At 59.5% G+C, this 26,883-nt stretch carries 24 protein-coding genes and 4 pseudogenes; 2 read left to right on the top strand and 26 right to left on the bottom strand.

Features of this window, described 5'->3' with window-relative positions; all coding sequences use genetic code 11:
* Positions 1 to 251 precede the first annotated feature (251 nt).
* The 12 genes and pseudogenes from CES87_RS14920 to CES87_RS14865 form a co-directional block, all read right to left on the bottom strand.
* A complete protein-coding gene (locus tag CES87_RS14920) occupies positions 252 to 1,037 on the bottom strand; it encodes a TatD family hydrolase (protein WP_128606706.1) in 786 nt (261 codons plus the stop codon).
* Positions 1,038 to 1,092: 55 nt separating this feature from the next.
* On the bottom strand, positions 1,093 to 2,079 hold the full coding sequence (locus CES87_RS14915) for a DNA polymerase III subunit delta' (RefSeq protein WP_128606705.1): 987 nt from the start codon (positions 2,077 to 2,079) through the stop codon (positions 1,093 to 1,095).
* Positions 2,072 to 2,704, bottom strand: coding sequence for a dTMP kinase (tmk, locus tag CES87_RS14910; protein WP_128606704.1), 633 nt, complete (start codon positions 2,702 to 2,704; stop codon positions 2,072 to 2,074). The genes CES87_RS14915 and tmk overlap by 8 nt, the downstream gene beginning before the upstream one ends.
* Before the next feature lie 19 nt (positions 2,705 to 2,723).
* A pseudogene (gene mltG / locus CES87_RS14905) lies at positions 2,724 to 4,009 on the bottom strand (endolytic transglycosylase MltG).
* A gap of 3 nt (positions 4,010 to 4,012) precedes the next feature.
* Positions 4,013 to 4,828, bottom strand: coding sequence for an aminodeoxychorismate lyase (pabC, locus tag CES87_RS14900; protein WP_128606703.1), 816 nt, complete (start codon positions 4,826 to 4,828; stop codon positions 4,013 to 4,015).
* Positions 4,828 to 6,072 (bottom strand): beta-ketoacyl-ACP synthase II, encoded by a 1,245-nt coding sequence (gene fabF / locus CES87_RS14895; protein ID WP_128606702.1) that lies wholly within the window; start codon positions 6,070 to 6,072, stop codon positions 4,828 to 4,830. The genes pabC and fabF overlap by 1 nt, the downstream gene beginning before the upstream one ends.
* Positions 6,073 to 6,179: 107 nt before the next feature.
* Positions 6,180 to 6,416, bottom strand: a complete 237-nt coding sequence (gene acpP / locus CES87_RS14890) for an acyl carrier protein (protein ID WP_003175607.1) — start codon at positions 6,414 to 6,416, stop codon at positions 6,180 to 6,182.
* Positions 6,417 to 6,608: 192 nt separating this feature from the next.
* On the bottom strand, positions 6,609 to 7,352 hold the full coding sequence (fabG, locus tag CES87_RS14885) for a 3-oxoacyl-ACP reductase FabG (protein WP_128606701.1): 744 nt from the start codon (positions 7,350 to 7,352) through the stop codon (positions 6,609 to 6,611).
* Between the two features lie 16 nt (positions 7,353 to 7,368).
* Positions 7,369 to 8,307: an ACP S-malonyltransferase gene (fabD, locus tag CES87_RS14880; protein ID WP_128606700.1), complete on the bottom strand. Its 939-nt coding sequence runs from the start codon at positions 8,305 to 8,307 to the stop codon at positions 7,369 to 7,371.
* 126 nt (positions 8,308 to 8,433) lie between these two features.
* Positions 8,434 to 9,443, bottom strand: a pseudogene (plsX, locus tag CES87_RS14875) (phosphate acyltransferase PlsX).
* Between the two features lie 4 nt (positions 9,444 to 9,447).
* The gene (rpmF, locus tag CES87_RS14870) at positions 9,448 to 9,630 is read right to left on the bottom strand and encodes a 50S ribosomal protein L32 (RefSeq protein ID WP_003179396.1); all 183 of its coding nucleotides are present in this window, start codon (positions 9,628 to 9,630) and stop codon (positions 9,448 to 9,450) included.
* A gap of 13 nt (positions 9,631 to 9,643) precedes the next feature.
* Positions 9,644 to 10,171 carry a YceD family protein gene (locus CES87_RS14865; RefSeq protein ID WP_008050439.1) on the bottom strand — a complete coding sequence of 176 codons (528 nt, stop codon included), beginning with the start codon at positions 10,169 to 10,171 and terminating at the stop codon, positions 9,644 to 9,646.
* A 106-nt stretch (positions 10,172 to 10,277) separates the two neighbouring features.
* Here CES87_RS14865 and CES87_RS14860 point away from each other — a divergent pair, with 106 nt between their 5' ends.
* Positions 10,278 to 10,856, top strand: coding sequence for a nucleoside triphosphate pyrophosphatase (locus CES87_RS14860; RefSeq protein ID WP_128606698.1), 579 nt, complete (start codon positions 10,278 to 10,280; stop codon positions 10,854 to 10,856).
* A 95-nt stretch (positions 10,857 to 10,951) separates the two neighbouring features.
* Here the strand turns inward: CES87_RS14860 and CES87_RS14855 are convergent, their stop codons facing one another.
* The 3 genes from CES87_RS14855 to rluC are packed head-to-tail and all read right to left on the bottom strand — an operon-like array spanning position 10,952 to position 13,577.
* Complete coding sequence (locus tag CES87_RS14855) at positions 10,952 to 11,941, bottom strand: S49 family peptidase (RefSeq protein WP_128606697.1); 990 nt, start codon at positions 11,939 to 11,941, stop codon at positions 10,952 to 10,954.
* 24 nt (positions 11,942 to 11,965) lie between these two features.
* Positions 11,966 to 12,628 (bottom strand): HAD-IA family hydrolase, encoded by a 663-nt coding sequence (locus CES87_RS14850; RefSeq protein ID WP_128606696.1) that lies wholly within the window; start codon positions 12,626 to 12,628, stop codon positions 11,966 to 11,968.
* Complete coding sequence (gene rluC / locus CES87_RS14845; RefSeq protein ID WP_128606695.1) at positions 12,615 to 13,577, bottom strand: 23S rRNA pseudouridine(955/2504/2580) synthase RluC; 963 nt, start codon at positions 13,575 to 13,577, stop codon at positions 12,615 to 12,617. The genes CES87_RS14850 and rluC overlap by 14 nt, the downstream gene beginning before the upstream one ends.
* Positions 13,578 to 14,279: 702 nt before the next feature.
* Here rluC and rne point away from each other — a divergent pair.
* Positions 14,280 to 17,486, top strand: a complete 3,207-nt coding sequence (rne, locus tag CES87_RS14840) for a ribonuclease E (protein ID WP_128606694.1) — start codon at positions 14,280 to 14,282, stop codon at positions 17,484 to 17,486.
* Between the two features lie 323 nt (positions 17,487 to 17,809).
* On the opposite strand, the pseudogene CES87_RS14835 reads toward rne, so the two are convergent.
* The 11 genes and pseudogenes from CES87_RS14835 to CES87_RS14785 all read right to left on the bottom strand — a co-directional run.
* Positions 17,810 to 18,258: pseudogene (locus tag CES87_RS14835) on the bottom strand (NTP transferase domain-containing protein); the annotation flags it as partial.
* The gene (locus tag CES87_RS14830; protein WP_128606693.1) at positions 18,255 to 19,238 is read right to left on the bottom strand and encodes an XdhC family protein; all 984 of its coding nucleotides are present in this window, start codon (positions 19,236 to 19,238) and stop codon (positions 18,255 to 18,257) included. The pseudogene CES87_RS14835 and the gene CES87_RS14830, both read right to left, overlap by 4 nt.
* Entirely contained in the window at positions 19,238 to 21,559 is a 2,322-nt protein-coding gene (locus CES87_RS14825) for a xanthine dehydrogenase family protein molybdopterin-binding subunit (RefSeq protein WP_128606692.1), read from the bottom strand. Before CES87_RS14825 ends, CES87_RS14830 begins: the two co-directional genes overlap by 1 nt.
* Positions 21,556 to 22,026, bottom strand: coding sequence for a (2Fe-2S)-binding protein (locus CES87_RS14820; protein ID WP_128606691.1), 471 nt, complete (start codon positions 22,024 to 22,026; stop codon positions 21,556 to 21,558). The genes CES87_RS14825 and CES87_RS14820 overlap by 4 nt, the downstream gene beginning before the upstream one ends.
* Before the next feature lie 244 nt (positions 22,027 to 22,270).
* The gene (murB, locus tag CES87_RS14815; protein WP_128606690.1) at positions 22,271 to 23,290 is read right to left on the bottom strand and encodes a UDP-N-acetylmuramate dehydrogenase; all 1,020 of its coding nucleotides are present in this window, start codon (positions 23,288 to 23,290) and stop codon (positions 22,271 to 22,273) included.
* Positions 23,287 to 23,751, bottom strand: a complete 465-nt coding sequence (locus CES87_RS14810; RefSeq protein WP_128606689.1) for a low molecular weight protein-tyrosine-phosphatase — start codon at positions 23,749 to 23,751, stop codon at positions 23,287 to 23,289. The genes murB and CES87_RS14810 overlap by 4 nt, the downstream gene beginning before the upstream one ends.
* Complete coding sequence (gene kdsB, locus CES87_RS14805; RefSeq protein ID WP_128606688.1) at positions 23,751 to 24,515, bottom strand: 3-deoxy-manno-octulosonate cytidylyltransferase; 765 nt, start codon at positions 24,513 to 24,515, stop codon at positions 23,751 to 23,753. Before kdsB ends, CES87_RS14810 begins: the two co-directional genes overlap by 1 nt.
* Positions 24,512 to 24,697, bottom strand: coding sequence for a Trm112 family protein (locus tag CES87_RS14800; protein WP_007945752.1), 186 nt, complete (start codon positions 24,695 to 24,697; stop codon positions 24,512 to 24,514). The genes kdsB and CES87_RS14800 overlap by 4 nt, the downstream gene beginning before the upstream one ends.
* Before the next feature lie 24 nt (positions 24,698 to 24,721).
* Entirely contained in the window at positions 24,722 to 25,732 is a 1,011-nt protein-coding gene (gene lpxK / locus CES87_RS14795) for a tetraacyldisaccharide 4'-kinase (protein ID WP_128606687.1), read from the bottom strand.
* Positions 25,732 to 26,159 (bottom strand): annotated as a pseudogene (locus CES87_RS14790) (ExbD/TolR family protein). The gene lpxK and the pseudogene CES87_RS14790 overlap by 1 nt, the downstream one beginning before the upstream one ends.
* Positions 26,156 to 26,791: a MotA/TolQ/ExbB proton channel family protein gene (locus CES87_RS14785; RefSeq protein WP_178081427.1), complete on the bottom strand. Its 636-nt coding sequence runs from the start codon at positions 26,789 to 26,791 to the stop codon at positions 26,156 to 26,158. Before CES87_RS14785 ends, CES87_RS14790 begins: the two are co-directional and overlap by 4 nt.
* Positions 26,792 to 26,883 lie beyond the last annotated feature (92 nt).

Here is a 26,883-nt window from a genome sequence, read left to right as displayed (position 1 = left end):
TCGTGAGTATTTCCTGCAGGGTCGCCGGTGGATGAGAACTCTTCTGAAGCGCACGTATTCCAAATTTGTTTAAAAACCTCGACCGACAAACTGGACTCGCTGAAATACTGATCAATACTTGAACTGTCGGCGGGGCATCTCCCCCAAGTGTCACGCCGATATTGGTACCAACGGACCGCGTACCATTGTTTTACTCCTAATGGTCTTAACCCGGATTCACCCCCAGAACCCGGGTTTTTTTTGCCTGCGATTTAGCCTTTTACATGCGCCAGTGGAAACAACCGCTTGAAATTTGCAGTGGTCTGCTCGGCAAATCGCTCATAGGGCTCACCACGCAACATTGCCAGAAACTCTGCCACTTCCCGCACATACTGCGGCAGGTTCGGTTTCCCGCGATACGGGATCGGTGCCAGGTACGGGGAATCGGTTTCCACCAGCAGCCGGTCGGCCGGTACCTTGCTAGCAACATCACGCAACGCGTCGGCATTGCGGAACGTGACAATCCCGGACAGCGAAATGTAGTAACCCATGTCCAATGCGGCTTTCGCCATGTCCCAGTCCTCTGTGAAGCAATGCAGCACGCCTGCCTGGGGCAGCGCCGCTTCACGCAACAGGTTCAAGGTATCGGCGCGGGCACCACGGGTATGGATAATCACCGGTTTGCCAGTCTGCTGCGCGGCCTGCAGATGCAATCTGAAAGATTCCTGCTGCAACTCTGCCGCTTCCGGCTCGTAGTGGTAGTCCAGACCGGTTTCGCCGATAGCCACCACACGCGGATGATTGAGCTCCTGTAGCAGCCATTCCAGCGCAGGCGCAGCACCCGGCTGTACATCCAGAGGATGCACGCCGACCGAACAATCGACATCATCATATCGCTCAGCCAGGGCTTTGACATCGGCGGCGTTGTCGACACTGACACCGATACACAGAAAGTGCCCTACCCCGCGTTGACGGGCCGCATCCAGGGCCGCATCCAGGGAGCCGTCGTGGGCGGTAAGGTCGAGGCGATCAAGATGACAATGGGAATCTACGAGCATAAAAGGACTGCAACTTACATTGTATGAGTGGGACGGTGAGTTTAGGCCCAGACCCTCACCTCTGGGTAGGTAACGACCCCCATTGCACCAGCAGCGCCTCCAGCAACAACACCCGATTGAGGTTGGCCTTGCTCAACACTTTCTGCCGCTGGGCGAGGATCCAGTCCTGAATATTGAGGACTTTGTCCTGGCCGGTTTTCTGCGCCAGGTATTGGATGACCTTGCGCATGTCCGCCAGTCCCAACCCTTCTTCATCCTGGGTCAGCTGATAGCGAAGGATCAGGCTCGACCAGTCGCAGAACCAGTCGAACAACAGTAACAATGGAATCGCATTCCAGCTTTCAGCCAGTTGAGTGGGCGATTGTTGCTGCTTGAGCAGTTTCTTCACGCCATCGACCACCTGCGCGCGTTGTTCGCGCACGCCCTGGGTATTCAGGTTGACGGCGGCCAATGGCGAACCCGCCGCCAGGGTCAGCAATTGGACACGCTCTTCTTCCGAGCAATCGGGCAAGGTTCTCGCCAGCCAGGCCAGGCTCATGGCCTCGCTCGGCAACGGGCACGCCTGCTGCACGCAGCGACTCTTGATGGTCGGCAACAGACGACTGGACTGATGGCTGACCAACAGCAATACCGTGTCGCCGGATGGTTCTTCCAGGCTTTTGAGCAAGGCGTTGGCCGCGTTGATGTTCATCGACTCGACCGGCTCGATCAGCACCACTTTGCGCCCGCCCATCTGCGCAGTCTGGACCACAAAGCTGACCAGATCCCGCACTTGGTCGACCTTGATCGCCTTGTCAGCCTCTTCCGGCTCCAGAATGTAGTTGTCGGGGTGACTGCCAGCCTTGAGCAGCAGGCAGGACTTGCATTCGCCACAGGCGTCCTGAGCAGTCGGTCTCTGGCACAGCAGACTGGCCATCAACCGCTCGGCCAGCGCTCGCTTACCGATCCCGGCCGGGCCATGCAACAGATAGGCGTGTGCGTGTTGCGCACGACCGGCCAACTGCTGCCAGAGACTGTCCTGCCAGGGATAGGCTTCAGCCACGGGCCAACTCCAGCAGACGCGGCAGCAAGGCATCCAGGGATTGTTGAACCTGTGCCAAAGGTTGCGCGGCGTCGATCAGAACGTAACGGGCTGGCGCCGCTGCGGCGCGCTTGAGGAAGGCACTGCGCACGGCATCGAAAAAGGTCCGGCCTTCGAGCTCGAAACGATCCAGGCGTCCACGGGCACTCGCGCGGGCCAGACCTACCTCCACCGGCAGATCGAAGATCAGTGTCAGATCGGGGTGAAGATCGCCCTGAACAAAGGTTTCCAGTGTAGCGATACGCTTCAGTGACAAGCCGCGGCCACCACCCTGGTATGCATACGTCGAATCGGTAAATCGATCACACAGCACTACGGCACCACGAGCCAATGCCGGGCGAATCACCTCGGCCAGGTGCTGGGCGCGCGCGGCGAACACCAACAGCAACTCAGCGTCCGGATTCATCACTTCGTCGACCGGAGTCAACAGCACCTCGCGAATGCGCTCGGCCAATGGCGTGCCACCCGGTTCGCGGGTCAGTACCACCTCGATACCTGCGGCGCGCAGGCGCTCGGCCAGATATTCGCGATTGGTGCTCTTGCCGGCGCCTTCCGGGCCTTCCAGAGTAATAAACAAGCCAGTCACAGGCAGTCCTTAGTCAGAGTCATTGCGGGCTTTGCGGTGTGTTTGCTTCCGGCTCGGGGGCGGATGCAGGAGCAGGATCAGGCGCGGATTCCTGCGGCTGCACCGGCGGCAGAACTTCAGGCGCGGTATCAGGCGAAGCGGCCGGGATCGGTGCCTGATCCTGTTCAGCCTGAGATTCGGGAGCTCGAGATTGCGAGGCTTCAGATTGCGCAGCTTCGGATTGCGGAGCTTGAGAGTCCGCGGCCGGAGCTTGCGATGTCTCGGGTGCAGTGACAGGTGCCGGGCTGGAACGGTAATCGGCGCGTCGCTTGAGCTGGAACTCTCGCACAGCGTTGTTGTGGGCGTCCAGATCATCGGAGAACACGTGACTGCCATCACCGCGCGCCACAAAGTAAAGGCTGTTACCCGCCACCGGATTGAGTGCCGCATGGATCGCTTCGCGGCCAACCATCGCAATCGGAGTCGGGGGCAGCCCGGCAATCACATAGGTGTTGTAGGGCGTCGGTTCCTTGAGATGGGCGCGAGTCAATTTGCCGCTGTATCGATCACCCAGGCCATAAATCACCGTCGGGTCTGTCTGCAACAACATGCCGATCGCCATGCGCCGTATAAACACCCCGGCAATCTGCCCGCGCTCTTGTGGCACGCCGGTTTCCTTCTCCACCAGCGAGGCCATGATCAGGGCTTGATAGGGCCCGGTGTACGGCACATCAGCCGCGCGCTGGCTCCACTCCTTGGCCAGAACCTCGTCGAGGCGGTCGTAGGATGTTTTCAACAGCTCGGTATCTGTCATGCCCCGCACGAAGCGGTAAGTATCAGGGAAGAATCGCCCTTCAGGGAAACCCCGGTATGACCGAGCTTGTCCATGACCTGGCTGTCGCTCAGACCCTCCAGGGTGTGCTCGAGTTTTTCCTCCTTGGCCAGGGCCGCACGGACCTGATGGAAGTTCCAGCCTTCGACCAGGGTCACGCTGTACTGAACCATTTCCCCGCGCTTCCACAGGTCGATCAGACCTTCGACGGTCATGCCGGGAAGCATGCGGTATTCGCCGCTGTGCAGCGGTTGTTTTGGCAAATTGAAGCGCCAATACACGCGCAGCCAGAAAGCGTCCTTGATGACGCCATCGGCTTCGAGTCGCAGGAAGGTGCGGTTCGGCGTGGTGCCTTTGGGCACCTCCAGCAGTTCTTCCTGGGTAATATTCAGCGGCTGCACCAGCGCCGAATGAATTTTCCAGGCAGAAGCGCCCAACGTCAGCCCTGCCAGAACCAGTCCGGTTTCCAGCAGCAGCAAGAATTTACGTCTCACGTATCAAGCATCCAGTAGCGCGCGGGCAATGGTTTGGAGTTTACGGGTGAGCGGCCCAACCGGCCAGCTCAGTGCGGCATAGGCATGCACCGGCCAAACGCCATACACGCTGTTGCAGACAAAGACTTCGTCGGCCCTCTGCAGCTGTTCAAGCGTGATATCGGTGATTTGCGTGGGGATGCCCAAAGACTCGGCCTGAGACAATAACTCGGCACGCATCACACCTTCTACGCCGCAGCGGCTCAAATCCGCCGTGATCAACACGCCGTCACGCACCAGAAAAAGGTTGCTGAACACGCCCTCGATCACGCGACCGGCCTGATCGAGCATCAAGCCTTCGGCATGTTCGGTGTCCTGCCATTCGGCGCGCGCCATCACCTGCTCAAGCCGGTTCAAGTGCTTGAGCCCGGCGAGAAGGGGTTGAATGGAAAGTTCTGTGCTGCATGGGAACAGGCGAATACCCTGCACTGCATGGGCGTGCGGGTAAACCGCTGGAGGATTACCCGACAGGATACGGCGGGCCGGGGCCGAAGGATCGAAAGCGTAACCGCGCAGGCTGTCGCCGCGGGTAACGATCAGCTTGAGTACACCTTCGTTCAGTTGCTCGGCATAGGTCAGCAATTCCTTTACCACAGCCCCATGATCCAGGTTGATTGCCAATCGCTGGCAGCCCCTGATCAAACGCACCACATGACGATCCAGCAGCACTGGAAAGCCATCACGCACGGCGATCGTCTCGAACAGACCATCACCGTACGCCAGGCCGCGATCCTTCAGCGACAGTGCGTCAGCCGGCTGACCGTCGACCCAGCTTTCCATCAGCCTGCGAACCGGCGGAACACCAGCGAGCCGTTGGTGCCGCCAAATCCGAAGGAGTTGGACAGGACCACATCGATGTCCATGTTGCGCGCGGTGTGCGGTACGAAATCGAGATCACAACCTTCGTCCGGCTCATCGAGGTTGATGGTCGGTGGCGCTACCTGACTGTTGATCGCCAGGACGCTGAAGATCGCCTCGACCGCACCTGCCGCACCCAACAAGTGACCGGTCATGGACTTGGTCGAACTGACGGCCAGCTTGTAGGCGTGATCGCCGAACACCGATTTGATCGCACTGGCCTCAGCGAGGTCGCCAGCAGGGGTCGACGTACCATGGGCGTTGACGTATTGCACTTGATCGCCATTGATCCTGGCGTCGCGCAAGGCATTGGTGATGCAACGTGCAGCGCCCGCGCCATCGGCCGGCGGCGAGGTCATGTGGTAAGCGTCGCCACTGGTGCCGAAGCCGATCAACTCGGCATAGATGGTGGCGCCGCGGGCCTTGGCGTGTTCCAGCTCTTCCAGAACCAACGCACCGGCGCCATCGGACAGCACAAAACCGTCACGACCCTTGTCCCATGGACGGCTGGCGCGGGTAGGCTCGTCGTTGCGTGTGGACAGTGCTCGGGAGGCACCGAAGCCGCCCATGCCCAGACCGCAGGCCGCCATCTCGGCGCCGCCCGCAATCATCACGTCGGCTTCGTCGTACATGATGTTGCGCGCAGCCATGCCAATGCAGTGCGTGCCCGTGGTACAGGCAGTAGCGATGGCATAGTTAGGCCCCTGTGCCCCCAGGTGGATGGACAGGAAACCGGAAATCATATTGATGATCGAGCCTGGCACGAAGAACGGAGAAATTCGTCGTGGACCGGTCTCATGCAGCGTACGGCTGGTTTCTTCGATATTGGTCAGACCGCCAATACCCGAGCCCATGGCGACGCCGATGCGTTCGCGGTTGGCGTCAGTAACTTCCAGACCGGAGTTGCGTACTGCTTGAAACCCTGCGGCCAGACCGTACTGAATGAACAGGTCGAGCTTGCGGGCTTCCTTGACGGACAGATATTCCTCGACATTGAAGCCCTTTACCGAGCCGCCAAAACGGGTGGAATAGGCAGAAAGGTCGGTGTGTTCGATCAGACCAATGCCACTGCGGCCAGCCAGAATGCCCTGCCAACTGCTTGGCACATCAGTGCCCAGTGGCGACAACATACCCATACCGGTGACTACGACGCGTCTACGCGACACAGCACTCTCCTTTTTCAAATGACGACTTTGCATCAGGCCTAAAGAAAAAACCGCACGCCAGATGGCAGTGCGGTTTTTCCATGACAGCAAGCAACGATTACAAACTATTACGCCTGGTGGCTAGTAACGTAGTCGATTGCAGCTTGTACAGTAGTGATCTTCTCGGCTTCTTCGTCAGGGATTTCGGTCTCGAATTCCTCTTCCAGAGCCATCACCAGCTCAACGGTGTCAAGGGAGTCAGCACCCAGGTCTTCAACGAAGGAAGCAGTGTTGACCACTTCTTCTTCTTTAACGCCCAGTTGCTCGGCAACGATTTTCTTGACGCGCTCTTCGATGGTGCTCATACCTTGTTTTCACTCCTAATGGACAAATTCAGGCGGCTGGCCAGTGGGTAAGTGTATAGAAAGGCTTTTCAGCTTTTCAACTGAAAGCTTCACTCCTCAAACCCGGTGACCCCTCAGCCTATAAATAGATTGCAGCTTTATAACGGATTTTAGACAGCTCGTATGACATTTTTTTGAAGCAACCCGTCACATTTAACTCATGTACATCCCGCCGTTCACCGGGATTGTAGCCCCAGTAACGTAAGCCGCACCGTCGGATGCAAGAAAAGCGACCACAGATGCGATCTCTTGAGCTTGCCCCAGACGACCCAGCGGAATCTGCGTTTGCAAGGCTTCACGCTGTGCCTCGGGCAGTTCGCGGGTCATATCGGTGTCGATGAACCCTGGGGCCACCGAGTTTACCGTAATCGAACGCGAACCGACTTCGCGCGCCAGTGCACGGCTGAAACCTTCCAGACCGGCCTTGGCGGCAGCGTAGTTTACTTGGCCTGCGTTGCCCATGGCACCCACAACCGAGCCAATACTGATAATTCGTCCCCAACGGGCTTTGGTCATACCGCGCAAAACGCCCTTGGACAGGCGGAACAGACTGTTTAGGTTGGTATCGACAACGTCATGCCACTCGTCGTCTTTCATGCGCATCATCAGGTTATCGCGGGTGATGCCAGCATTGTTGACCAGAATCGCCGGCGCACCGAACTGCTCCTGGATGCTCGCCAGGACAGCCGCCACGGACTCGTCGCTGGTGACGTCGAGCTCCAGGCCAGTGCCCTGAATGCCGTTTTCCTTCAGGGTGGCGGCAATACGCTCGGCACCGGAAGCGGTGGTCGCAGTGCCAACAACGATGGCACCCTGACGACCCAATTCCAGGGCGATAGCCTGGCCGATACCGCGGCTCGCACCGGTGACCAGTGCAACTTTACCTTGCAGACTCATGCAAGCTTCTCCTGATTCAGGCCAGCGCTGCACGGGCGGCAGCGAAAGCATCTGGGGTATTGAGGTTGGAAGTCGATACGCCGTCGGCGCAACGTTTGTTCAGACCGGCCAGCACTTTACCAGGGCCGCACTCAACCAGATTGGTCGCACCCTTGGCTGCCAGCGCCTGGACCGACTCGACCCAGCGCACAGGCTTGTAAAGCTGCTCAAGAAGATCACGCTTGAGGGTTTCCAGATCGGCCGGCACATCGGCACTGACGTTCTGCACCACGGGAATCTGCGGCGCTTGCCAGTCGATCGCAGCGATCGACTCGGCGAAACGTTCGGCCGCCGGACGCATCAGCTCGCAATGGGACGGCACGCTGACCGGCAACGGCATGGCGCGCTTGGCACCACGAGCCTTGCAACCTTCAATGGCGCGTTCGACCGCGGCCTTCGCACCGGCGATAACCACCTGGCCCGGGGAGTTGAAGTTGACGGCACTGACCACTTCGCCTTGCGCCGCTTCGGCACAGGCCGCCAGCACGTCGGCATCTTCCAGACCAAGAATGGCAGCCATGCCGCCTTGCCCGGCCGGAACAGCTTCTTGCATCAGCTGGCCACGGCGCTCAACGAGCTTCACCGCGTCGGCCAGACTCAGGCTGCCGGCTGCGACCAGAGCGCTGTATTCGCCAAGACTGTGACCGGCCACGTAGGCCGGACGTGCGCCGCCTTCAGCCAGCCACAGACGCCACAAGGCGATAGAGGCGGTCAGAATGGCCGGTTGAGTTTTATCGGTTTGATTGAGTTGCTCTTCCGGCCCTTGCTGGGTCAGTGCCCACAGGTCGTAACCCAGAGCATCGGAAGCTTCTTTGAATGTTTCGAGGACTACCGGATGTTGCGCGCCCAACTCGGCCAGCATGCCGAGGGACTGCGAACCCTGTCCCGGAAAGACGAATGCGAGGGAAGCAGACATGTAACAAGCCCCTAATGATCTTGTCGGCGGAGAATTGACGTCCCGCTTGGAGGGACGCAAGAAACTGAAATTTGGATGGCTAATTGAACTGAGCGGTCACATTTAAGCATTGTCCGACGAAAACGCCTAAAGCAACAAATCCTCCAGACGACCGTGAATGCGCTCCGGCAGGTTTTCTTGAATCTCGATCAAGGCACGGGAAATTGCACTTTGAAACCCCTGCACCCCTGCAGAACCATGACTCTTCACCACAATGCCCTGCAAACCGAGGAAGCTGGCACCGTTGTGGCGCGCAGGTGCCAGGTCGGCTTGCAGGCGCTTCATCAGCGGCAGGGCCAATGCGCCGACCATGCGTGACGGTAGGCTTTTCTTGAACAACGCCTCGATGCGCCCGGCAATCATGGTCGCCAGCCCCTCACTGGACTTGAGCAGGATGTTGCCGACAAAGCCGTCACACACCACCACATCCGCCTCGCCACGGTACAAACCGTCACCTTCGACAAAACCGATGTAGTTGATACCACGGGCACGTTGCAGCAAAGTTGCAGCCAGTTTGACTTGCTGGTTGCCCTTGATGTCCTCGGTGCCAATGTTCAGCAAAGCCACACGCGGACGCACAATACCCAGGGTTTCCGCGGCTACCGACCCCATTACCGCAAACTGCAACAGATGCTCGGCGCTGCAATCGACATTTGCACCCAGATCAAGCAACTGGCAATAGCCTTTCTGCGTCGGAATCGCCGCGACCATGGCCGGCCGATCAATGCCCGGCAAAGTCTTGAGCACAAATCGCGACAACGCCATCAGTGCCCCGGTGTTGCCGGCGCTGACACAAGCCTGGACCTTGCCGTCGCGCAATAACTCAAGTGCCACGCGCATCGACGAATCAGGTTTGCCGCGCAAAGCCTGGGCAGGTTTCTCGTCCATGGTGATGACTTCGGATGCCGGAGCAATCGACAGGCGCGCGCGATCCACAGCCGACTGGCCAGCGATCAATTCTTCAAGGAGGGAGGGTTGACCGACGAGGGTCAGGTACAACGAGGGCGTAGCAGACAGACAAGCAATGCTGGCCTGAACAATGCTGCGGGGACCGAAGTCCCGCCCATTGCGTCAATCGCGATGACTTGAGCGGACAAGTGATTACTCGTCAGCGCCCTTGTCGATCACTTTACGGCCACGGTATACGCCTTCTGGCGATACGTGGTGACGCAGGTGAACTTCACCGGTGGTTTTTTCTACAGACAGGGTGCTAGCCTCGAGAGCGTCGTGCGAACGGCGCATGTCACGGGCAGAGCGGGATTTTTTGTTCTGCTGAACAGCCATAATTGATTAACTCCTAAACGTTTGGGTCACGCTTTAACTGCGCCAATACACTGAACGGGTTGGACCGCGTTACCTCGTCCTCGCTCGGTTCGGGCTCATCGAGACCCGCCGGCTGCTGGCATTCTTCCGGATGATGAGCAGGCACAATGGGCAAGGCGAGCAAAAGCTCCTCCTCGATCAGTGACTGCAGATCCAAAGGATCTTCGCCCAGTTCCAGCACGTCATAACCTTTCGGCAACGACTGGGTATTCGCACCCTCCTTCACCACAGCATAACTACATTCGCTATGGATCGGCAGGGTGACCAGCTCAAGACAACGCTGGCAAACCATTTTGACTTCGGTGTCGATAAAGCTGTGGATAACCACAGATTTACGTTCATCTCGTTCAAAAACGAATTTAGCCTGCACCGTACCGACATTGTCGGAAAGCGGGTCGCAGAGTCTCTCCAAATCGGCCAGCAGCATTTCACCTTGAAGGGTGGTGCCACGGTCAGCCAATTTGCGCGGGTCAACGTGAGGTGGAATCGGGTCATTCAACATAGGCGCAGCATTATAGGGATGCACCCGCCCATGTCAAAGGAAATTCAGCCCTGTCCGTCACTTGCAAGCCTCCGCTAGAATCCGCACCTGCCTTTTGGAGATGCGCATGCTGCCTTTATTACTCGCTTCAAGCTCGGTCTATCGCCGGGAATTGCTGGCCCGCCTGCAGTTGCCGTTCATCTGCAGCTCACCAGACATCGACGAAAGCCATCGCCCGGGCGAGTCTGCCGTTGATCTGGTCAAACGCCTCGCCGAAGAAAAAGCACGGGCGCTGGCCGGCAGCCATGGCGCACACCTGATCATCGGCTCCGACCAGGTCGCCGTGCTCGGCGACAGAATCATCGGCAAGCCGCACACCTTCGAAAAGGCTCACGAACAACTGCTGAGCGCAAGCGGCGCCAGCGTGACCTTCTTGACCGGCCTGGCCCTGCTCAATAGCCAGACCGGCCACTGCCAGGTCGACTGCGTGCCTTTCACTGTACACATGCGCACGCTCGACACTGCACGCATCGAACGCTATCTGCACGCAGAACAGCCCTACGATTGCGCTGGCAGCTTCAAGGCCGAAGGCTTGGGCGTGACCCTGTTTCAGAGCACCGAGGGCCCTGACAGCACCAGCCTCGTCGGCCTGCCTTTGATCCGGCTCGTGGACATGCTGCTGGTCGAAGGCGTGCAAATCCCCTGAAAAGCAAAAGATCGCAGCTTTCGGTAGCTCCTACCGGAATTCATATCCACCGTAGGAGCTGCCGAAGGCTGCGATCTTTTTATATAACCGGATCGTTAGCGCAGTGATGGACCGTTAAACCCCATCCACATCGCCAAATGCTCGGCAACGCTGGCGCCGAGTTTTTTCGAGAAACGATCGAAAGGCGATTCCTGAATGGTGAAATCCACCAGCTCTTTTTCGCCGATCACATCACGCGCAACCGAACTGGCATTGCCCAGACCATCAATCAACCCCAGCGGCAGCGCCTGCTCGCCAGACCAGACCAGCCCCGAAAACAGCTCCGGATGCTCCTTATCCTTCAGGCGATCGCCACGGCCTTGCTTGACGCTATTGATGAACTGATTGTGCGTAGTATCGAGCACACCTTGCCAGAAGGCAGTTTCTTCCGGCTTCTGCGGCTGGAAGGGATCAAGGAACGATTTGTGCTCGCCGGACGTGTAAGTGCGGCGCTCGACACCGAGCTTCTCCATGGTACCCACGAAGCCGTAACCGGCCGCTGTCACGCCAATGGAGCCCACCAGGCTCGCCTTGTCGGCGTAGATCTGATCCGCAGCACTGGCGATGTAGTAGGCACCTGAAGCACCGAGATCGGAAATCACCGCGTACAGCTTGGTATCCGGATGCAAACCGCGCAGACGGCGGATCTCGTCATAGACGTAACCCGACTGCACCGGACTGCCACCTGGGCTGTTGATGCGCAGGATGACGCCCTTGACCTTGTCATCCTCGAAGGCGGCACGCAGGCTGCCCACGATATTGTCAGCACTGGCAGGCTCTTTATCAGCAATCATCCCGGTCACGTCGATCAGCGCCGTGTAGTTGGCACTGCGCGTGGCGGCTTTTTCCATGTCCATCAGCGGCGTGAACAGGGCCAGCGCAACAAACAGGTACACAAAGGTCAGCAGCTTGAAGAAAATCCCCCAGCGACGGGACCGGCGCTGCTCCTGAACACCCGCCAGCAAAGTCTTTTCCAGCAGCTTCCAGCTTTTTTCGTCACCGCTCTCTGCGCTCAACTTTGTGGGCGCTTTCCATTCGTCGGTCATGCCATCTACCCCAGCAAAAACGTATTAAGCCCGCTGACTCAGCCAGGCGTGCAATTCTGAAAAGCGATCAATGGCCAGACGCGGCTCGAACAATTTCAGTGCATCGATCGATTGAGCTCCATAGCTGACAGCCACCGAGCCCATCCCGGCATTGCGCGCCATCTGCAAATCGAAAGATGAGTCGCCGACCATCAACGCCTGCTCCGGGAGAACCTCGCAATGGGCAAGGATTTGCTCAAGCATCAACGGATGCGGCTTGCTGGCGGTTTCATCCGCCGCACGAGTGATGTCGAAGTAATTTTCCCAGCCGTGAGACTTCAATACCCGATCCAGCCCGCGACGCGCCTTGCCGGTTGCGACAGCCAGATGATAACCCTCGGCACGAAACGCCTCGAGCGACTCGACTACACCCTCGAACAACGGTGAAGGCACAGCTTCCGAAGCGATGTAGTGATCCGCATAGTGCTGACGAAACGCCACCAATTCGACATCGGTAATTTCGGGATACAACGTGCGGATTGCCTCCGGCAGCCCAAGACCGATGATGCCTTTGACCGCGAAGTCATCGCGCAACTGAAAACAGGATCGCTCGGATGCCACGTGCATCGCTTCGACGATCCGACCAATGGAATCGGCCAACGTGCCATCCCAATCGAAAATCAGCAGCTTGTAATCAGATGGGTGCACTCAGGCGCTCCACTGTCTTGGCCCACATTTCATCGACTGGCGCCTGAAGCTTCAGTTCGCCGCCATCGGGCAGCGGCACCGTCAGCATGTAGGCGTGCAGAAACAGGCGCTTGCCACCCATATCACGAATTTCTTTGCTGAAATCGTCATCGCCGTACTTGGTATCGCCAGCGATGCAGTGACCGGCGTGCAGGGTATGGACGCGAATCTGGTGAGTTCGTCCGGTGATCGGCTTGGCCTCGATCATGGTGGCAAAGTCACCGAAGCGACGCAGGACCTTGAACACGGTCACAGATTCCTTGCCCTCCTCCTCGTCGACCTCGACCATACGCTCACCGGAGCGCAGATTGCTCTTGCCCAGTGGCGCACGGACTTGCTTGATCGAAGATGCCCAATTACCGCGAACCAGCGCCATGTAGCGCTTATCGATGCCATCGCCGCGCAGTGCTGTGTGCAAGTGACGCAGCATGCTGCGTTTTTTGGCAATCATCAGCAGGCCGGAGGTGTCTCGGTCGAGACGGTGAACCAGCTCAAGCTCCTTGCAATCCGGACGCAACTGGCGAAAAGCTTCGATCACCCCGTAATTCAAGCCACTGCCGCCGTGTACGGCAATTCCGCAAGGCTTGTTGATCACGATAAGCGCCTTGTCTTCGAAGACAATCGAGGCTTCGAGCCGCTGCAGCAGGCCTTGGGCCAGAGGCACCGGTTCGTCACGCTCAGGGACGCGAACCGGCGGCACGCGCACGATATCGCCCGCCTGCAGCTTGTATTCGGGCTTGATCCGACCTTTGTTCACCCGCACTTCGCCTTTACGCAAAATGCGGTAAATCAAGGTCTTGGGCACGCCTTTGAGCCGAGCGAGAAGGAAGTTATCAATACGTTGGCCGGCATATTCCGGCGAGACCTCAAGCAGTTGTACGCCTGGAGTCGAGGGGGCAGTAGTCGTCATGGCGCGGATGATATCAATTTTTTATGGAATTGAAGCACTTAATCATTACTGCTATAGTCGCGAACGTCGCCAAAAGCGGCCTGGACAGCGGACCAACGGTCAAAAACCGGCCCTGACCAACGCAATTCACCAGGACGCGAGGCCGTCCTACGGGGCTTTCGCTACGTAACGGTGGAGTTTTCAGGTGTAACGAGCGCAGGTGACATGAGGCCTGAATCACGCCGCAAAGCAGAGTTTTTCACTCGCTACGCGAGCCAATATTCACGGCCAGTTCACAAAGTGCAGTCAGCTGCGAATGACCCCGAGCGAACGCTTCGGAAACAACGCCTAAATTAGCCATGATGCGTGACCTCCCCTTTCGGAGCTCACGGTAAATGCCAACCCGCTGCGGATTCTGCGCGCGGCAGCACCCGAATTATCAGGGATACGTGTAGGGTGGAGATGCACAACCGCTGGACTGTGTAGCACTAGGCTTTATCAAGACGCTTCATCTCGTCCACAGCCGCCGGTTGATTCCTCCTCCTGACTGAGTGCTTAAGTAGCCACAGCAAGCAGGACGCGTACGTCGCGATGCAGGCCCACATTGGCCGGACATCGCTGGACACGGGAATGGCCAACCACTCCCGACGCACCTGACACCGACCATGAGAAGTCGTGTGTGCCGAACGCCGTTTCCGGCAGCCCGGAAACCGACGGTACTACATGAAAAGAATGCTGATTAACGCAACTCAACCCGAAGAGTTGCGTGTTGCACTGGTAGATGGCCAGCGCCTCTACGACCTGGACATCGAATCCGGTGCACGCGAGCAAAAGAAAGCCAACATCTATAAAGGCCGGATTACTCGCATCGAACCAAGCCTTGAAGCTGCCTTTGTCGATTTCGGCTCTGAGCGCCACGGCTTCCTGCCCCTCAAAGAAATCTCCCGCGAATACTTCAAGAAAGCCCCCGAAGGCCGCGTCAACATCAAGGACGTCCTGAGCGAAGGCCAGGAAGTCATCGTTCAGGTCGAAAAAGAAGAGCGTGGCAACAAGGGCGCAGCCCTGACCACCTTCATCAGCCTGGCCGGTCGTTACCTGGTACTGATGCCGAACAACCCGCGTGCAGGCGGTATCTCCCGTCGCATCGAAGGCGAAGAGCGCAATGAACTGCGTGAAGCCCTGAACGGTCTGGTTGCCCCGGCCGACATGGGTCTGATCGTGCGCACTGCCGGCCTGGGCCGCAGCAGCGAAGAAATGCAGTGGGACCTCGATTACCTGCTGCAACTCTGGACCGCCATCAAAGAAGCCTCGCTGGATCGTTCCGCGCCATTCCTGATCTACCAGGAAAGCAACGTGATCATCCGCGCCATCCGCGATTACCTGCGCCAGGACATCGGCGAAGTGCTGATCGACAGCGTCGAAGCCCAGGACGAAGCCCTAACCTTCATCCGCCAGGTCATGCCGCAGTACGCCAGCAAGATCAAGCTGTACGAAGACACCGTTCCGCTGTTCAACCGTTTCCAGATCGAAAGTCAGATCGAGACCGCGTTCCAGCGCGTCGTCGAACTGCCTTCCGGCGGTTCCATCGTTATCGACCCGACTGAAGCCCTGGTGTCCATCGACATCAACTCGGCGCGCGCTACCAAAGGCAGCGACATCGAAGAAACCGCTCTGCAGACCAACCTTGAAGCCGCCGAAGAAATCGCCCGTCAGTTGCGCCTGCGCGACATCGGCGGCCTGATCGTCATCGACTTCATCGACATGACCCCTGCCAAGAACCAGCGCGCCGTGGAAGAGAAAGTCCGCGAATGCCTGGAAGCCGACCGCGCTCGCGTGCAAGTCGGCCGCATCTCGCGCTTCGGCCTGCTGGAAATGTCCCGTCAGCGCCTGCGCCCATCCCTGGGTGAAAGCAGCGGTATCGTTTGCCCACGCTGCAGCGGCACCGGCATCATCCGTGATGTTGAATCGCTGTCGCTGGCAATCCTGCGCCTGATCGAAGAAGAAGCCCTGAAAGACCGCACTGCAGAAGTACGTGCTCAGGTGCCGATCCCGGTGGCCGCGTTCCTGCTTAACGAAAAACGCAATTCGATCACCAAGATCGAACTGCGCACACGTGCCCGCATCGTCATTCTGCCGAACGATCACCTCGAAACGCCGCACTTCGAAGTTCAGCGTCTGCGCGATGACAGTCCGGAAGCTGCCACCAACCAGTCCAGCTACGAACTCGCCGCTGCCGCTGCCGAAGTGGAAGAAGTCCAGCCAGCCGCCGCGACCCGCACCCTGGTTCGTCAGGAAGCTGCGGTCAAGACTGCTCCGGCCCGCGCCAATGCTCCGGTTCCGAGTGAAGTCGCTGCTCCGGTGGTCGCACCGGTCGTCGCCGCACCAGAGCCAAGCCTGTTCAAAGGCCTGGTAAAAACGCTGGTCAGCCTGTTCGCCACCAAGGAAGAGCCTGCTGCTCCGGTCGTGGTCGAAAAACCGGCTGCCGAGCGTCCGGCTCGCAACGAAGAGCGTCGCAACGGTCGCCAGCAGAGCCGCAGCCGTAACGGTCGCCGCGATGAAGATCGCAAGCCTCGCGAAGAACGTGCACCGCGTGAAGAGCGCGCACCACGTGAGCCACGCGAAGAGCGTCAGCCACGCGAAGCCCGTGAAGAAACTCCAGCGGTAGCTCGCGAAGAACGCGCACCTCGTGCTCCGCGTGAAGAACGTGCACCGCGCGCCCCGCGTGAAGATCGCAAGCCACGCGGCGAGCGTGAAGAGCGCGTACGTGAACTGCGCGAGCCTCTGGATGCCACTCCGGCAGCCGACACTACCGCTGAAGAACGTCCAGCCCGCCAGCCACGCGAAGAGCGTGCTCCACGCCCACCACGTGAAGAACGTCAACCGCGCGCCGAGCAAGCCGCTGCTGCCGTTACTGCCGTTACTGCCGTTGCCGAAGAAGAGCTGCCAACCAACGAAGAGCAACTGCTTGAAGAAGGCCAGGACGGCGCCGAAGGCGATCGCCCACGCCGCCGCTCCCGCGGCCAGCGTCGTCGCAGCAACCGTCGTGAGCGTCAACGTGATGCCAATGGCAACGTGATCGAAGGTTCAGATGAGTCCGAGTCCGGCGAAGGCAACGAAACCAGCGAAGCGCCAAGCGCTGCCGATCTGGCCGCTGGCCTGGCTGTGACCGCTGCGGTTGCCAGCTCCGTGATCAGTGCTCCGGCCGAAGCACAAGCCAACGAGCAAGCAGAACGTGCCACTGCCGCCACTCTGGAAACTGCTCCAGTCGAAGCGCCAGTCGTTGAAGCGACAACGCCGGTCGAAGCCACCGCATCGCCGGAAATCGAACTGGCACCAGCGCCTGAGGCACAGCCTGTGGTTGAAGCTGCCGCTGAGCCAGCCGCCGTCGCTGAACCAGTGGTTGCCGCAGAACCAGTGGTCGAAACCGTGACTGAAGCCGTTCGTGAAGTTCGCGAAGAGCAAACTGCGTTCAACTGGGTTGCCGAGCCAGCCGCTGCCGAAGCTGTACCGGCGCCAGCCGCCGAAGCCGAAGTGGCTGAAGCGATGGTCTCCGAGCCAGTGGTTGCCGCTGCCGAGCCTGCTCCTGTGGTTGAAGTGCCGGTTGTTGCCGAAAAGCCTGCTCCAGTGGTCGAAGCCGCCACTGTCAGCGCGCTGACGCCAAGTGGCCGCGCGCCGAACGACCCACGTGAAGTGCGTCGTCGCAAGCGTGAAGAAGAGCGTCTGCAGAAGGAAGCCGAACTGGCTGCCGCTGCTGCTCCGGCTGAAGTGGTTGTTGCTGATGCAGTCGAGGCAGCACCTGCCCCGGCTGTCGAAGTTGCTGCAGAGCCAGCTCAGTCCGTGATCCACGAAGCACCGCGCTCCGTTCAGGAAGCGGCAGAGCAACACGAACAGGCCCAGGAAAAAGAACACGAGCCTAAACCTCTCGTCTGATTCCATCAGCCAATTAAAAAGCCCCGCCTGGTGAACCCTGGTGGGGCTTTTTTTATGTGAAGCGGGGAGAGCGCGTTATCGTTCTTCGCGGGCAAGCCTCGCTCCTACAGGATTTGTCTTGCTCGCTGATTATGTGAACAAAAAAACCTGTAGGAGCGAGGCTTGCCCGCGAAGGCGGTGTATCAGACAAACACTAAGGCCTGCGGCACATCTACATCCCACAACACACCGGGATCATCCACCGAGACTTCAATCACCCGCCCCTGCGCAAACAGCGGCTTGGCCCCACGATCACCCGATAACGCCAACAACCCCGGACCAAAACTGCGCCCAAACCCCACCGGATGCCCATATTCGCCACCCTGCACCGGCACACTGATGCACCCATCGGTGACTTGCGCCACGATTTGTTCAATGCTTGATGACAGGATGAACGGCATATCCCCAACACCATCAACCAGCCATTGAGCTGCGCACACGCCGCCACCCCGGCCGCAATGCTGTCACCCATTCCGGTCGACTCGACCAACGCGATCTCGCAGCCATAGGCCTTGGCCATACGGATGACTTGCGGGCGATCCGCGGTAGTCACCAGTACACGCTTGCCCAGTGCGGCCGGCAAACTCACCAGCACGTGCTCAATCACCGAACGGATGGCGCCATCACGCCCTGTACAGTCCGCCAGCAACTTGTCCTTTTCATCGCCCGCGACCTGTCGAAACCGACTGCCCTGCCCCGCCGCCAGAACGATGACACCGACAGGCTCACTCATACGCTCTCCCGCAACTGCTTTTTCTGTTTCAGCTCAACACCATTCTTGATCGCCACAATCTCGGCCATCAGCGACAAGGCGATTTCCGCCGGGCTGTGGCTGCCGATGTGCAGGCCGATCGGGCCGTGCAGCCGATCGATGGCCTGTTGTGACAAGCCTAGTTGAGCCAAATCGTCCCGCCTTTTCTGGCTGTTGATCCGAGAGCCTAGCGCACCGACATAGAAAGCCCTGGAATCAAGCGCCGTGAGCAGAGCCATGTCATCCAGTCGCGGGTCATGAGTCAGAGCGACAATGGCCGTGCGCTCGTCAGTCTTGATGTTCAGCACCGCCTCGTCGGGCATGCCCGAGACAAATCGGCCGTGCTGCTCCTCCCAACCGTAGACGAACTCGCTTCGCGGATCGCAGATCAGTACTTCGAAATCCAGCAGACGGGCCATTTCGGCGACATAACGGGACAGTTGCCCCGCCCCGATCAGCAACAAGCGCCAACGCGGGCCATAAATGGCCCGTAGCGTCTTGCCATCGAAAGTCAGCAAATCCGTCTTGTCGGCCGACTGTAAAACCACTTCACCCGTCGCAATATCAAGCGAACGCGCCACGATTTGGTGATCCTCGCAGCGCGCCAGCAATTCGGCGACCCATGCCGGGTCGCCGACACGCTCCTCGGTCAAACGCAAGGTGCCACCGCACGGCAAACCGAAGCGGGCCGCTTCCTCGCGGGTCACGCCGTAGGTAATCAGTTGCACCGGCGGTCCGTCAGCCGGAATCCGACCGTCATGCAACCGCGCAATCAGGTCATCCTCGACACAACCACCGGACACCGAGCCAATCACCACGCCATCTTCGCGTAGCGCGAGCATGGCGCCAGGTGCCCGGGGCGCGGTACCCCAGGTCTGGACCACGCTGTACAACACCACCCGCTGACCGGCGCGGCGCCATTCCAGCACGCTACGCAGGACATTCAGATCGGCGCTGTCCATCAGGCTTCGGCCTTATTCCAGCCTTGCAGCTGGTAACGAACCGGCAAGACACGGATGCGTTTGCCGGTGGCGGCGAAAATCGCGTTGCACAGTGCCGGAGCAATCGGCGGCACGCCTGGCTCGCCGACACCTCCCAACGGAACGTTGCCCGGTGGAGTGACCAGATGCACGGCGACTTCCTTCGGCGCCAGGGACATGCGCGCTACTTCGTACATGTGGAAGTTGTCCTGCTGGACCTTGCCGTCCTTGAAACTGATTTCGCCCAGCACCGCGTTGCCCAGACCCATGACGCAGGCGCCCTCGAACTGAGCACGAATTCGTTCGGGGTTAATCTGCGGCCCGCAATCCACAGCGATGTCAGCCTTGTGCACGATCAACGTGCCATCATCTTTGACTTCGACCTCGATCACCGCCGCCACGTAGGTCACAAAGCTGTAATGCACTGCCAGGCCCAGGCCTCGGCCCTTCGGCAACTCGCGTCCCCAACCGGATGCTTTGGCGGCGGTTTCCAGCACCGTGCGCAAACGCGCGGTGTCGATCGGATACCGCTCGGGCGATTCGCCGTAGTTCCATACTTCACTCAAGGTACGCGGATCGACCTGCCGGTCTGGGCCGAGCAACTTGATCTGGTACTTGAGCGGGTCTTCCTTGGCCTTGTGCGCTAACTCGTCGACAAAGCTTTGAATCGCGAAGCCGTGAGGGATGTTCGACACCGAACGATACCAGCCGACCCGGGTGTGCACCGTTGCCTCAGGGTTCTCCAGGCGCACATTGGGGATTGCGTAGGCCATGTTGGTGAAACCCATGCCCAACTCGAACGCCGCCTCATGGTTCATGCCCGAAGCAAACAAGGCGGTGATGCTCGGTGCCACCGTACGGTGCAACCAGCCGGACGGCAGGCCATCCTTGCTCAGGCTGGCCTTCAGGTACTCGGCTGAGACAGTGTGGAAGTAGGAGCAATGGATGTCGTCTTCACGGGTCCATTGCACCCGCACCGCAATGCCGGGGAATTCCTTGGCCAGGATGGCCGCCTCGATGATGAAGTCAGGCTTGGACTTACGACCGAAACCACCGCCGAGCAAGGTGACATTAAAGGTGACGTTGTCGAATGGCAGCCCCAGGCGTTCGCCAATCCGCGTGCGGGTGACTTGCGGCGCCTGACTCGGGCCCCAGGCTTCGCACACGCCATCCTTGTAACGGGCGATGGCGACCATCGGTTCCATCGGCGACTGCGACAAATGCGGCAAGTAGTAGGACGCTTCCAGCGTGCTGTCGGCGCTGCTCATGGCTTCGTCGATGTCACCGGTATTGCGCACCACTTTGCCGGGTTTCAGGGAAGCGGCTTCCAGTTCCTTGCGATAAGCGATCGAGTCGTAACTGGCGTTGGCACCGTCATCCCATTCGATTTTCAGTGCCTCACGGCCCTTGATCGCAGCCCAGGTATTGTTCGCCACCACGGCTACGCCGCCTAGCGGTTGAAACTCCGATGGCAGCGGACGGCTCTCGATCTGCACGACCTTGACCACGCCCGGGACTTTCATCGCCGCCGAAGCATCGAAACTTTTGACCGTGCCGCCATACACCGCTGGCCGGGCAATCGTGGCGAACAGCATGCCGTCGAAATGCACATCGGCGCCATACACGGCACGACCGTTGACGATGTCGTCACCGTCGATGGCCTTGGTGCCTTCCTTGCCGATGTAGCGGAATTCCGATGTTTGTTTGAGTCGCAAGCTGTCACGTTCCGGTACGGCCAGTGCGCCAGCAGCGGCGGCCAGTGCACCGTAGTCCAGTTCACGACCGGAAGGTGTGTGGATGACTTTATGCAGTTGCGCATGGCATTCACCGACAGGCACTTTCCACTGGTCGGCAGCGGCCTGTTCCAGCATGGTCCGCGCAGCGGCACCGCAACGACGCATCGGCTCGTACCAATGGCGCATGCTGCGTGAACCGTCGGTGTCCTGGTTGCCGAAACGTACCTCATCGCCCGGCGCCTGTTTCACTTTGACCCGCGCCCAATCAGCCTCCAGTTCGTCGGCCACAACCATGGTCAGGCTGGTGCGTACGCCCTGGCCCATTTCCGAGCGGTTGCAAACCACAGTTACTGTGCCATCGGTAGCGATGCTGACGTAAACCTTAGGATCATCGACCCAGCCGTGGGGCATACCTTCGGCGCCGAATTTCTTCTCTTTCTCTTCGGCAAACGCATCTTGCCAGCCCCAACTCGCGGCGACCACCAACGCACCCGCAGCGCCGACGCCCTTGAGGAAACCACGGCGGCTGAGGTTGCTCAGGGCGAAATCATTCGGTATCTGGCTCATGCCTTGGCCTCCTTCAGGTGAGTGGATGCCTCGCGGATGGCGGTCTTGATGCGGTTGTAGGTGCCACAACGGCAGATGTTGCCGACCATCGCCTCTTCGATCTGTTCGTCGCTCGGGTTCGGATTGGTCTTGAGCAGTGCGGTTGCGGACATGATTTGCCCGCCCTGGCAGAAACCGCATTGAGCTACGGCCGTATCGAGCCAGGCTTGCTGCACGACTTTGCCGACCGGATCGGCGTGCAGGTTGTCGATGGTCGTGACGTTCTGCCCGAGAACCGAGCCGATCGGCGTGATGCAACTACGCGCCGGAGCGCCTTCGATATGAATGGTGCAGGCACCGCACAGGCCCATACCGCAGCCGAATTTGGTGCCGTTGTAACCGGCCACGTCACGGATTGCCCAGAGCAGCGGCATGTCCTCGGTAACGTCGAGTTGATGGTCTTGACCATTGAGCTTCAGGGTAATCATGGGCACGCCCGCATAGTATGGGTTATGGGGTCGAGCAATCTGCCGCCGGAACATCAGCGGTTGGCATCACGCAGATCGACTCAGGCTAATGGCGCTCTCTTATGCTGACAGGGACGTCTGCACCGGGCCTTTGATGGAGAAAATGCACTGCATCGTTAGCTCGCTAAGTTAACGCAGCATTAACAAAAAAGCCCTGCACTTTTTATCAGTGCAGGGCTTTGGATTGAGCCTTGAAAGCTTAGCTTCAATACCGGTTCGGCTCCATTTCCAGGTCGACATGGAAACGTTCTGAAATGTCTTTCTGGATGCGCTGCGCGAGGTCGAGCAATTGCAGACCAGTCGCGCTGCCGTAGTTGACTAGCACCAGTGCCTGCAATTTATGCACGCCCGCATCGGCTTCGCGGAAACCCTTCCAGCCTGCCCGCTCGATCAGCCAGCCGGCGGCCAGTTTCATTTGTCCATCGGGTTGCGCGTAGGCCACCAGATCCGGGTATTCACCCTTGAGCTGTGCGACCAGCGCCGCCGACACCAAGGGGTTCTTGAAGAAGCTGCCGGCATTACCGAGCACCGCCGGGTCCGGGAGCTTTTCGTTGCGAATACTACAAATGGCCTGACTGACATCGCTGGCCGTCGGATGCTCGATGCCTTGCTCGGACAGGCGCTGACGCACCGGGCCATATTCCAGATGCAGATGCGCGGTGCGGTCGAGAGTGAAACGCACGCGAAGGATCAACCAACGCCCCGACTCCTGTTTGAACAGGCTGTCACGGTAAGCAAAATTACATTCTTCCAGGGTGAAATCGCGCAGTTCGCCACTTTGGCGATCAAGGGCGGTCAGGCCGGCAAACACGTCCTTGATCTCCACCCCATAGGCGCCGATGTTCTGCATCGGTGCCGCGCCAACCGTCCCGGGAATCAGGCTGAGGTTTTCCAGGCCTGACAGTCCCTGCACCAGAGTGTGTTGCACGAATGGGTGCCACGGCTCGCCCGCCTCGGCCTCAATCACCACTTTGCTGCCGTCGTCGCTTACTACGCGAATCCCGCGAGTGGCCATGCGCAGTACGAGCGACGAAATATCGGCCGTCAGCAGCAAGTTGCTGCCACCGCCAATCACCAGCAACGGCACGTCATGCTCCTGTGCGTAGACCAGGGCTTCTCGTACATCTGCGTCGCTATGGGCCTCGGCAAACAGGCGGGCCTGAACATCCACGCCAAAACTGTTGTACGGTTTGAGCGAAACCTGTGATCGCACCTGCAAACTCATAACCGTCCCTTCAGTTCGATTACCAGCAGATCGCTGGCACGCTCGATCAGATCCAGCACCTGTTCGAAACCCTGGTCACCGTCGTAATAAGGGTCCGGCACTTCATCGAGTTCCGATTGATAACGGCGCAGGAACAGGTCCAGCTCGGCTTTGCCCCGGGCCGGTTGCAAAGCCTTGAGATTGCGCAGGTTACTGTTGTCCATCGCCAGAATCAGGTCGTAAGTGGCGAAATCGGCGCGACTCACTTGCTGGGCGCGTTGTGGGGACAGGTCATAGCCGCGCAGCTTTGCTGCGGCCTGACTGCGTTTGTCCGGCGCCTTGCCGACGTGCCAGTCACCGGTGCCGGCGGAGGCGACTTCGACTTGATCGGCCAGCCCCGCTTCCCGCAGCTTGTGCCGCAACACGCCTTCAGCGGTAGGAGAACGGCAGATGTTGCCCAGGCAGACAAACAGAACCCGCATCAGGCCTCCAGCAGGCGACGAACGCGCTCAAGGTCTTCAACAGTATCGACACCGGCTGGAGGCGCGATCAGCGCGTCGGCAACATGAATCCGTACGCCGTGCCAGAGCGCCCGCAACTGTTCCAGGCATTCGGTGTTTTCCAGCCAGCAAGGGCCCCAGCTGACGAAGTCATGCAGGAAACCGGCGCGGTAGGCATAGATGCCGATGTGACGACGGTACGGCACGCCTTCCGGCAACTGGTCGCGACTCTTGGCAAAGTCATCCCGCGCCCATGGCGATGTGGCGCGACTGAAAGTCAGTGCCAGGCCATTGAGGTCGCTGACGACCTTGACCACGTTGGGATTGAACAGGGATTGCGCGTCTTCGATCGGCTCGGCCAAAGTGGCCATGCGCGCTTCCGTGTGGGCCGCCAGGTTGGCGGCGACCTGATCGATCACGCTCGGCGGGATCAACGGTTCGTCACCCTGAACGTTAACCACGATGGCGTCTGGCGCCAGGCCCAGTTTCGCCGCGACTTCCGCCAGGCGATCGGTGCCGGAGTTGTGATCCTCGCGGGTCATCACCACTTCGGCGCCAAACTCGATGCAGGCCTCGCGGATGCGCTTATCGTCAGTCGCAACCACTACACGCTGGGCGCTGCTTTTGCTCGCCTGTTCCCAGACGTGCTGGATCATCGGCTTGCCGGCGATCAGCAGCAGTGGCTTGCCCGGCAAACGGGTGGAGGCGTAACGCGATGGAATAACAACGGTAAAGGCTGTGGTCATTTATCCAGTCGCTCATCGGTGGTCAGGGTACGGGCTTCGGTTTCGAGCATCACCGGGATACCGTCGCGAATCGGGTACGCGAGACCTGCGCCCTTGCTGATCAGCTCGGTTTTGTCGGCGCTGAGCTTGAGCGGGCCTTTGCAGACCGGGCAAGCGAGGATGTCGAGCAATTTGGTGTCCATGAACATTCCCTGGATAAAATGGATTTAAGGCAATAGACGAGCCGGCAACAGGCGCATCAACTGCGTATCGAACCAGGCCACGAAAGCCGGCGACGGCACAGCATCAACCGCCAGGTACCACCAATCGGCGGCGGCAAAGGCACGGCACTTCACTGCGTCCTTTTCGGTCATCACCAACGGCAATGACGGTGCGAAACTCAAGGCCTGCACGCTGTATTCGGCGTGGTCGGCGAATGCATGCGGGACTGGCTTCCAGTGTAGCGTTTCAAGGGTGCTGAAGAAACGTTGCGGATTGCCGATCCCGGCCACGGCGTGCAGCGCCTGGCCAGCGGGAAAGTGGTCGAGGGGACGCTGTTCGCCGCTGCGCAAGTTGATTAGTGTGGTCGGTTGCAACTGGAAGGCAAAGCCACCCTCGCGGTCAGCCACGGCGCCGTTGTAGAGCACCGCGTCGACGCTTTGCAGACGCTCGACCGGCTCGCGCAATGGCCCGGCCGGCAAGCAACGCTGATTGCCCAGACCACGGGCGGCGTCGATCAGCACCAATTCCAGATCGCGAGCCAACCGGTAATGTTGCATGCCGTCATCAGACAGGATCAGGTCCAGCGGCTCGCTTGCCAGCAAGGCTTTGACGGCGCGGCTGCGGTCCGGGTCGATCATCAATGGCACGCCTGTACGCTGAACGATCAACAGGGGTTCGTCGCCAGCAATGTCAGCGCTTTGATCGACCTCGACCCGCCACGGCAATTGCGGCGGCTTGGCGCCATAACCGCGGCTGACCACGCCGACCCGCAAGCCGCTGCGTTGACAATGCTGGATCATCCACAGAATCAGCGGCGTCTTGCCGGTGCCGCCGACGGTGATGTTGCCGACGACGATCAGTGGCACGGGGGGTTGATAAATCTGCCCCTCGCCGGCCAGAAAACGCTTGCGCTTACTGTTGACCACGCGCCGGTACAACCACTCCAGTGGCTGCAACAGCTTCAGGGCCGGATGACCTCGGTACCACGCGGCGAGCAGGCGATCGGACATGGCCATCAGGACGCGGGCGGCGCCGCCTCGACTGTGGTCATGCGCAAGTGGCTGAAGCCCAGCTTGCCGGCAGCGTCCATGGCGGTGATCACGGACTGATGCTGGGATTTGCCGTCGGCGCTGATGGACAATGGCCGATTGGTATCGCCGTTGGATTCTTTCTGCAGGGCATCCATAAGGCTGGCCAGGTCGCTTTTCGGCAGGATCTGGTTGTTCACCGAGAACACCCCGTCGGCGCTGATGGTGATATCCAGCTGCTTGCTCTGATCTTCGGCGGGGGATCCGCTGACCGCTTCCGGCAGATCGACGCGCAACTGGGTTTCACGGGTGAAGGTGGTGGTGACCACGAAAACAGCAGCAGGACAAACACCACGTCGATCAGCGACACGAGGTTGATGTCCACGTTCTCCCGTTGCTTGCGGCGGAACTTCACGCTTTGCCCTCAGCCAGATCAACGTCACGGTCGCCCTGCACCACTTCAACCAGCTTGATGGCTTCCTGCTCCATACCCACGACGAGCTCATCAATGCGCCGTTGCAGAAACCGGTGGAAGAACACCGACGGGATACCAACGATCAGGCCAGAAGCCGTGGTAATCAAGGCTTTGGAAATACCGCCGGCCAGCACCGCGGCGTTGGTCGTCATGCCCGTGCCCATGAACGAACTGAAGATATCGATCATGCCCAGCACCGTACCCAACAGGCCCAGCAGTGGAGCCATGGCGGCGATGGTGCCGAGGGCATTGATGTAGCGCTCAAGTTCGTGGATGACCCGTGCAGCGGCCTCCTCGATGCACTCTTTCATGATCTCGCGACCATGTCTGGAGTTAGCCAGGCCTGCAGCCAGGATCTCGCCCAACGGCGAATTGGCGCGCAGCTCCTTGAGTTTCTCTTTATTGAGTTGTTTGTCCTTGATCCACACCCACACTTGCCCGAGCAAATGCTCCGGGGTTACGCGGCTGGATCGCAGGGTCCAGAGGCGCTCGGCAACGATCGCCATTGCCGCGATGGAACTCAGGATGATCGGCAGCATCATCCAGCCGCCGGATTTGACCAATTCCCACACAGTGACAGTCCCTCGAAAAAGTGCGCCACTCTAACATAGGGGGTGGGCGCACCGAAGACCGTGATGTCGCATCCGGTCGGGCTGTAATAGCT

This window comes from Pseudomonas sp. ERMR1:02 (genome assembly GCF_002277815.1).
Lineage (GTDB): Bacteria > Pseudomonadota > Gammaproteobacteria > Pseudomonadales > Pseudomonadaceae > Aquipseudomonas.
The sequence above is the reverse complement of the archived record's forward strand: the minus strand, read 5'-3'. Positions and strand labels throughout refer to the sequence as shown.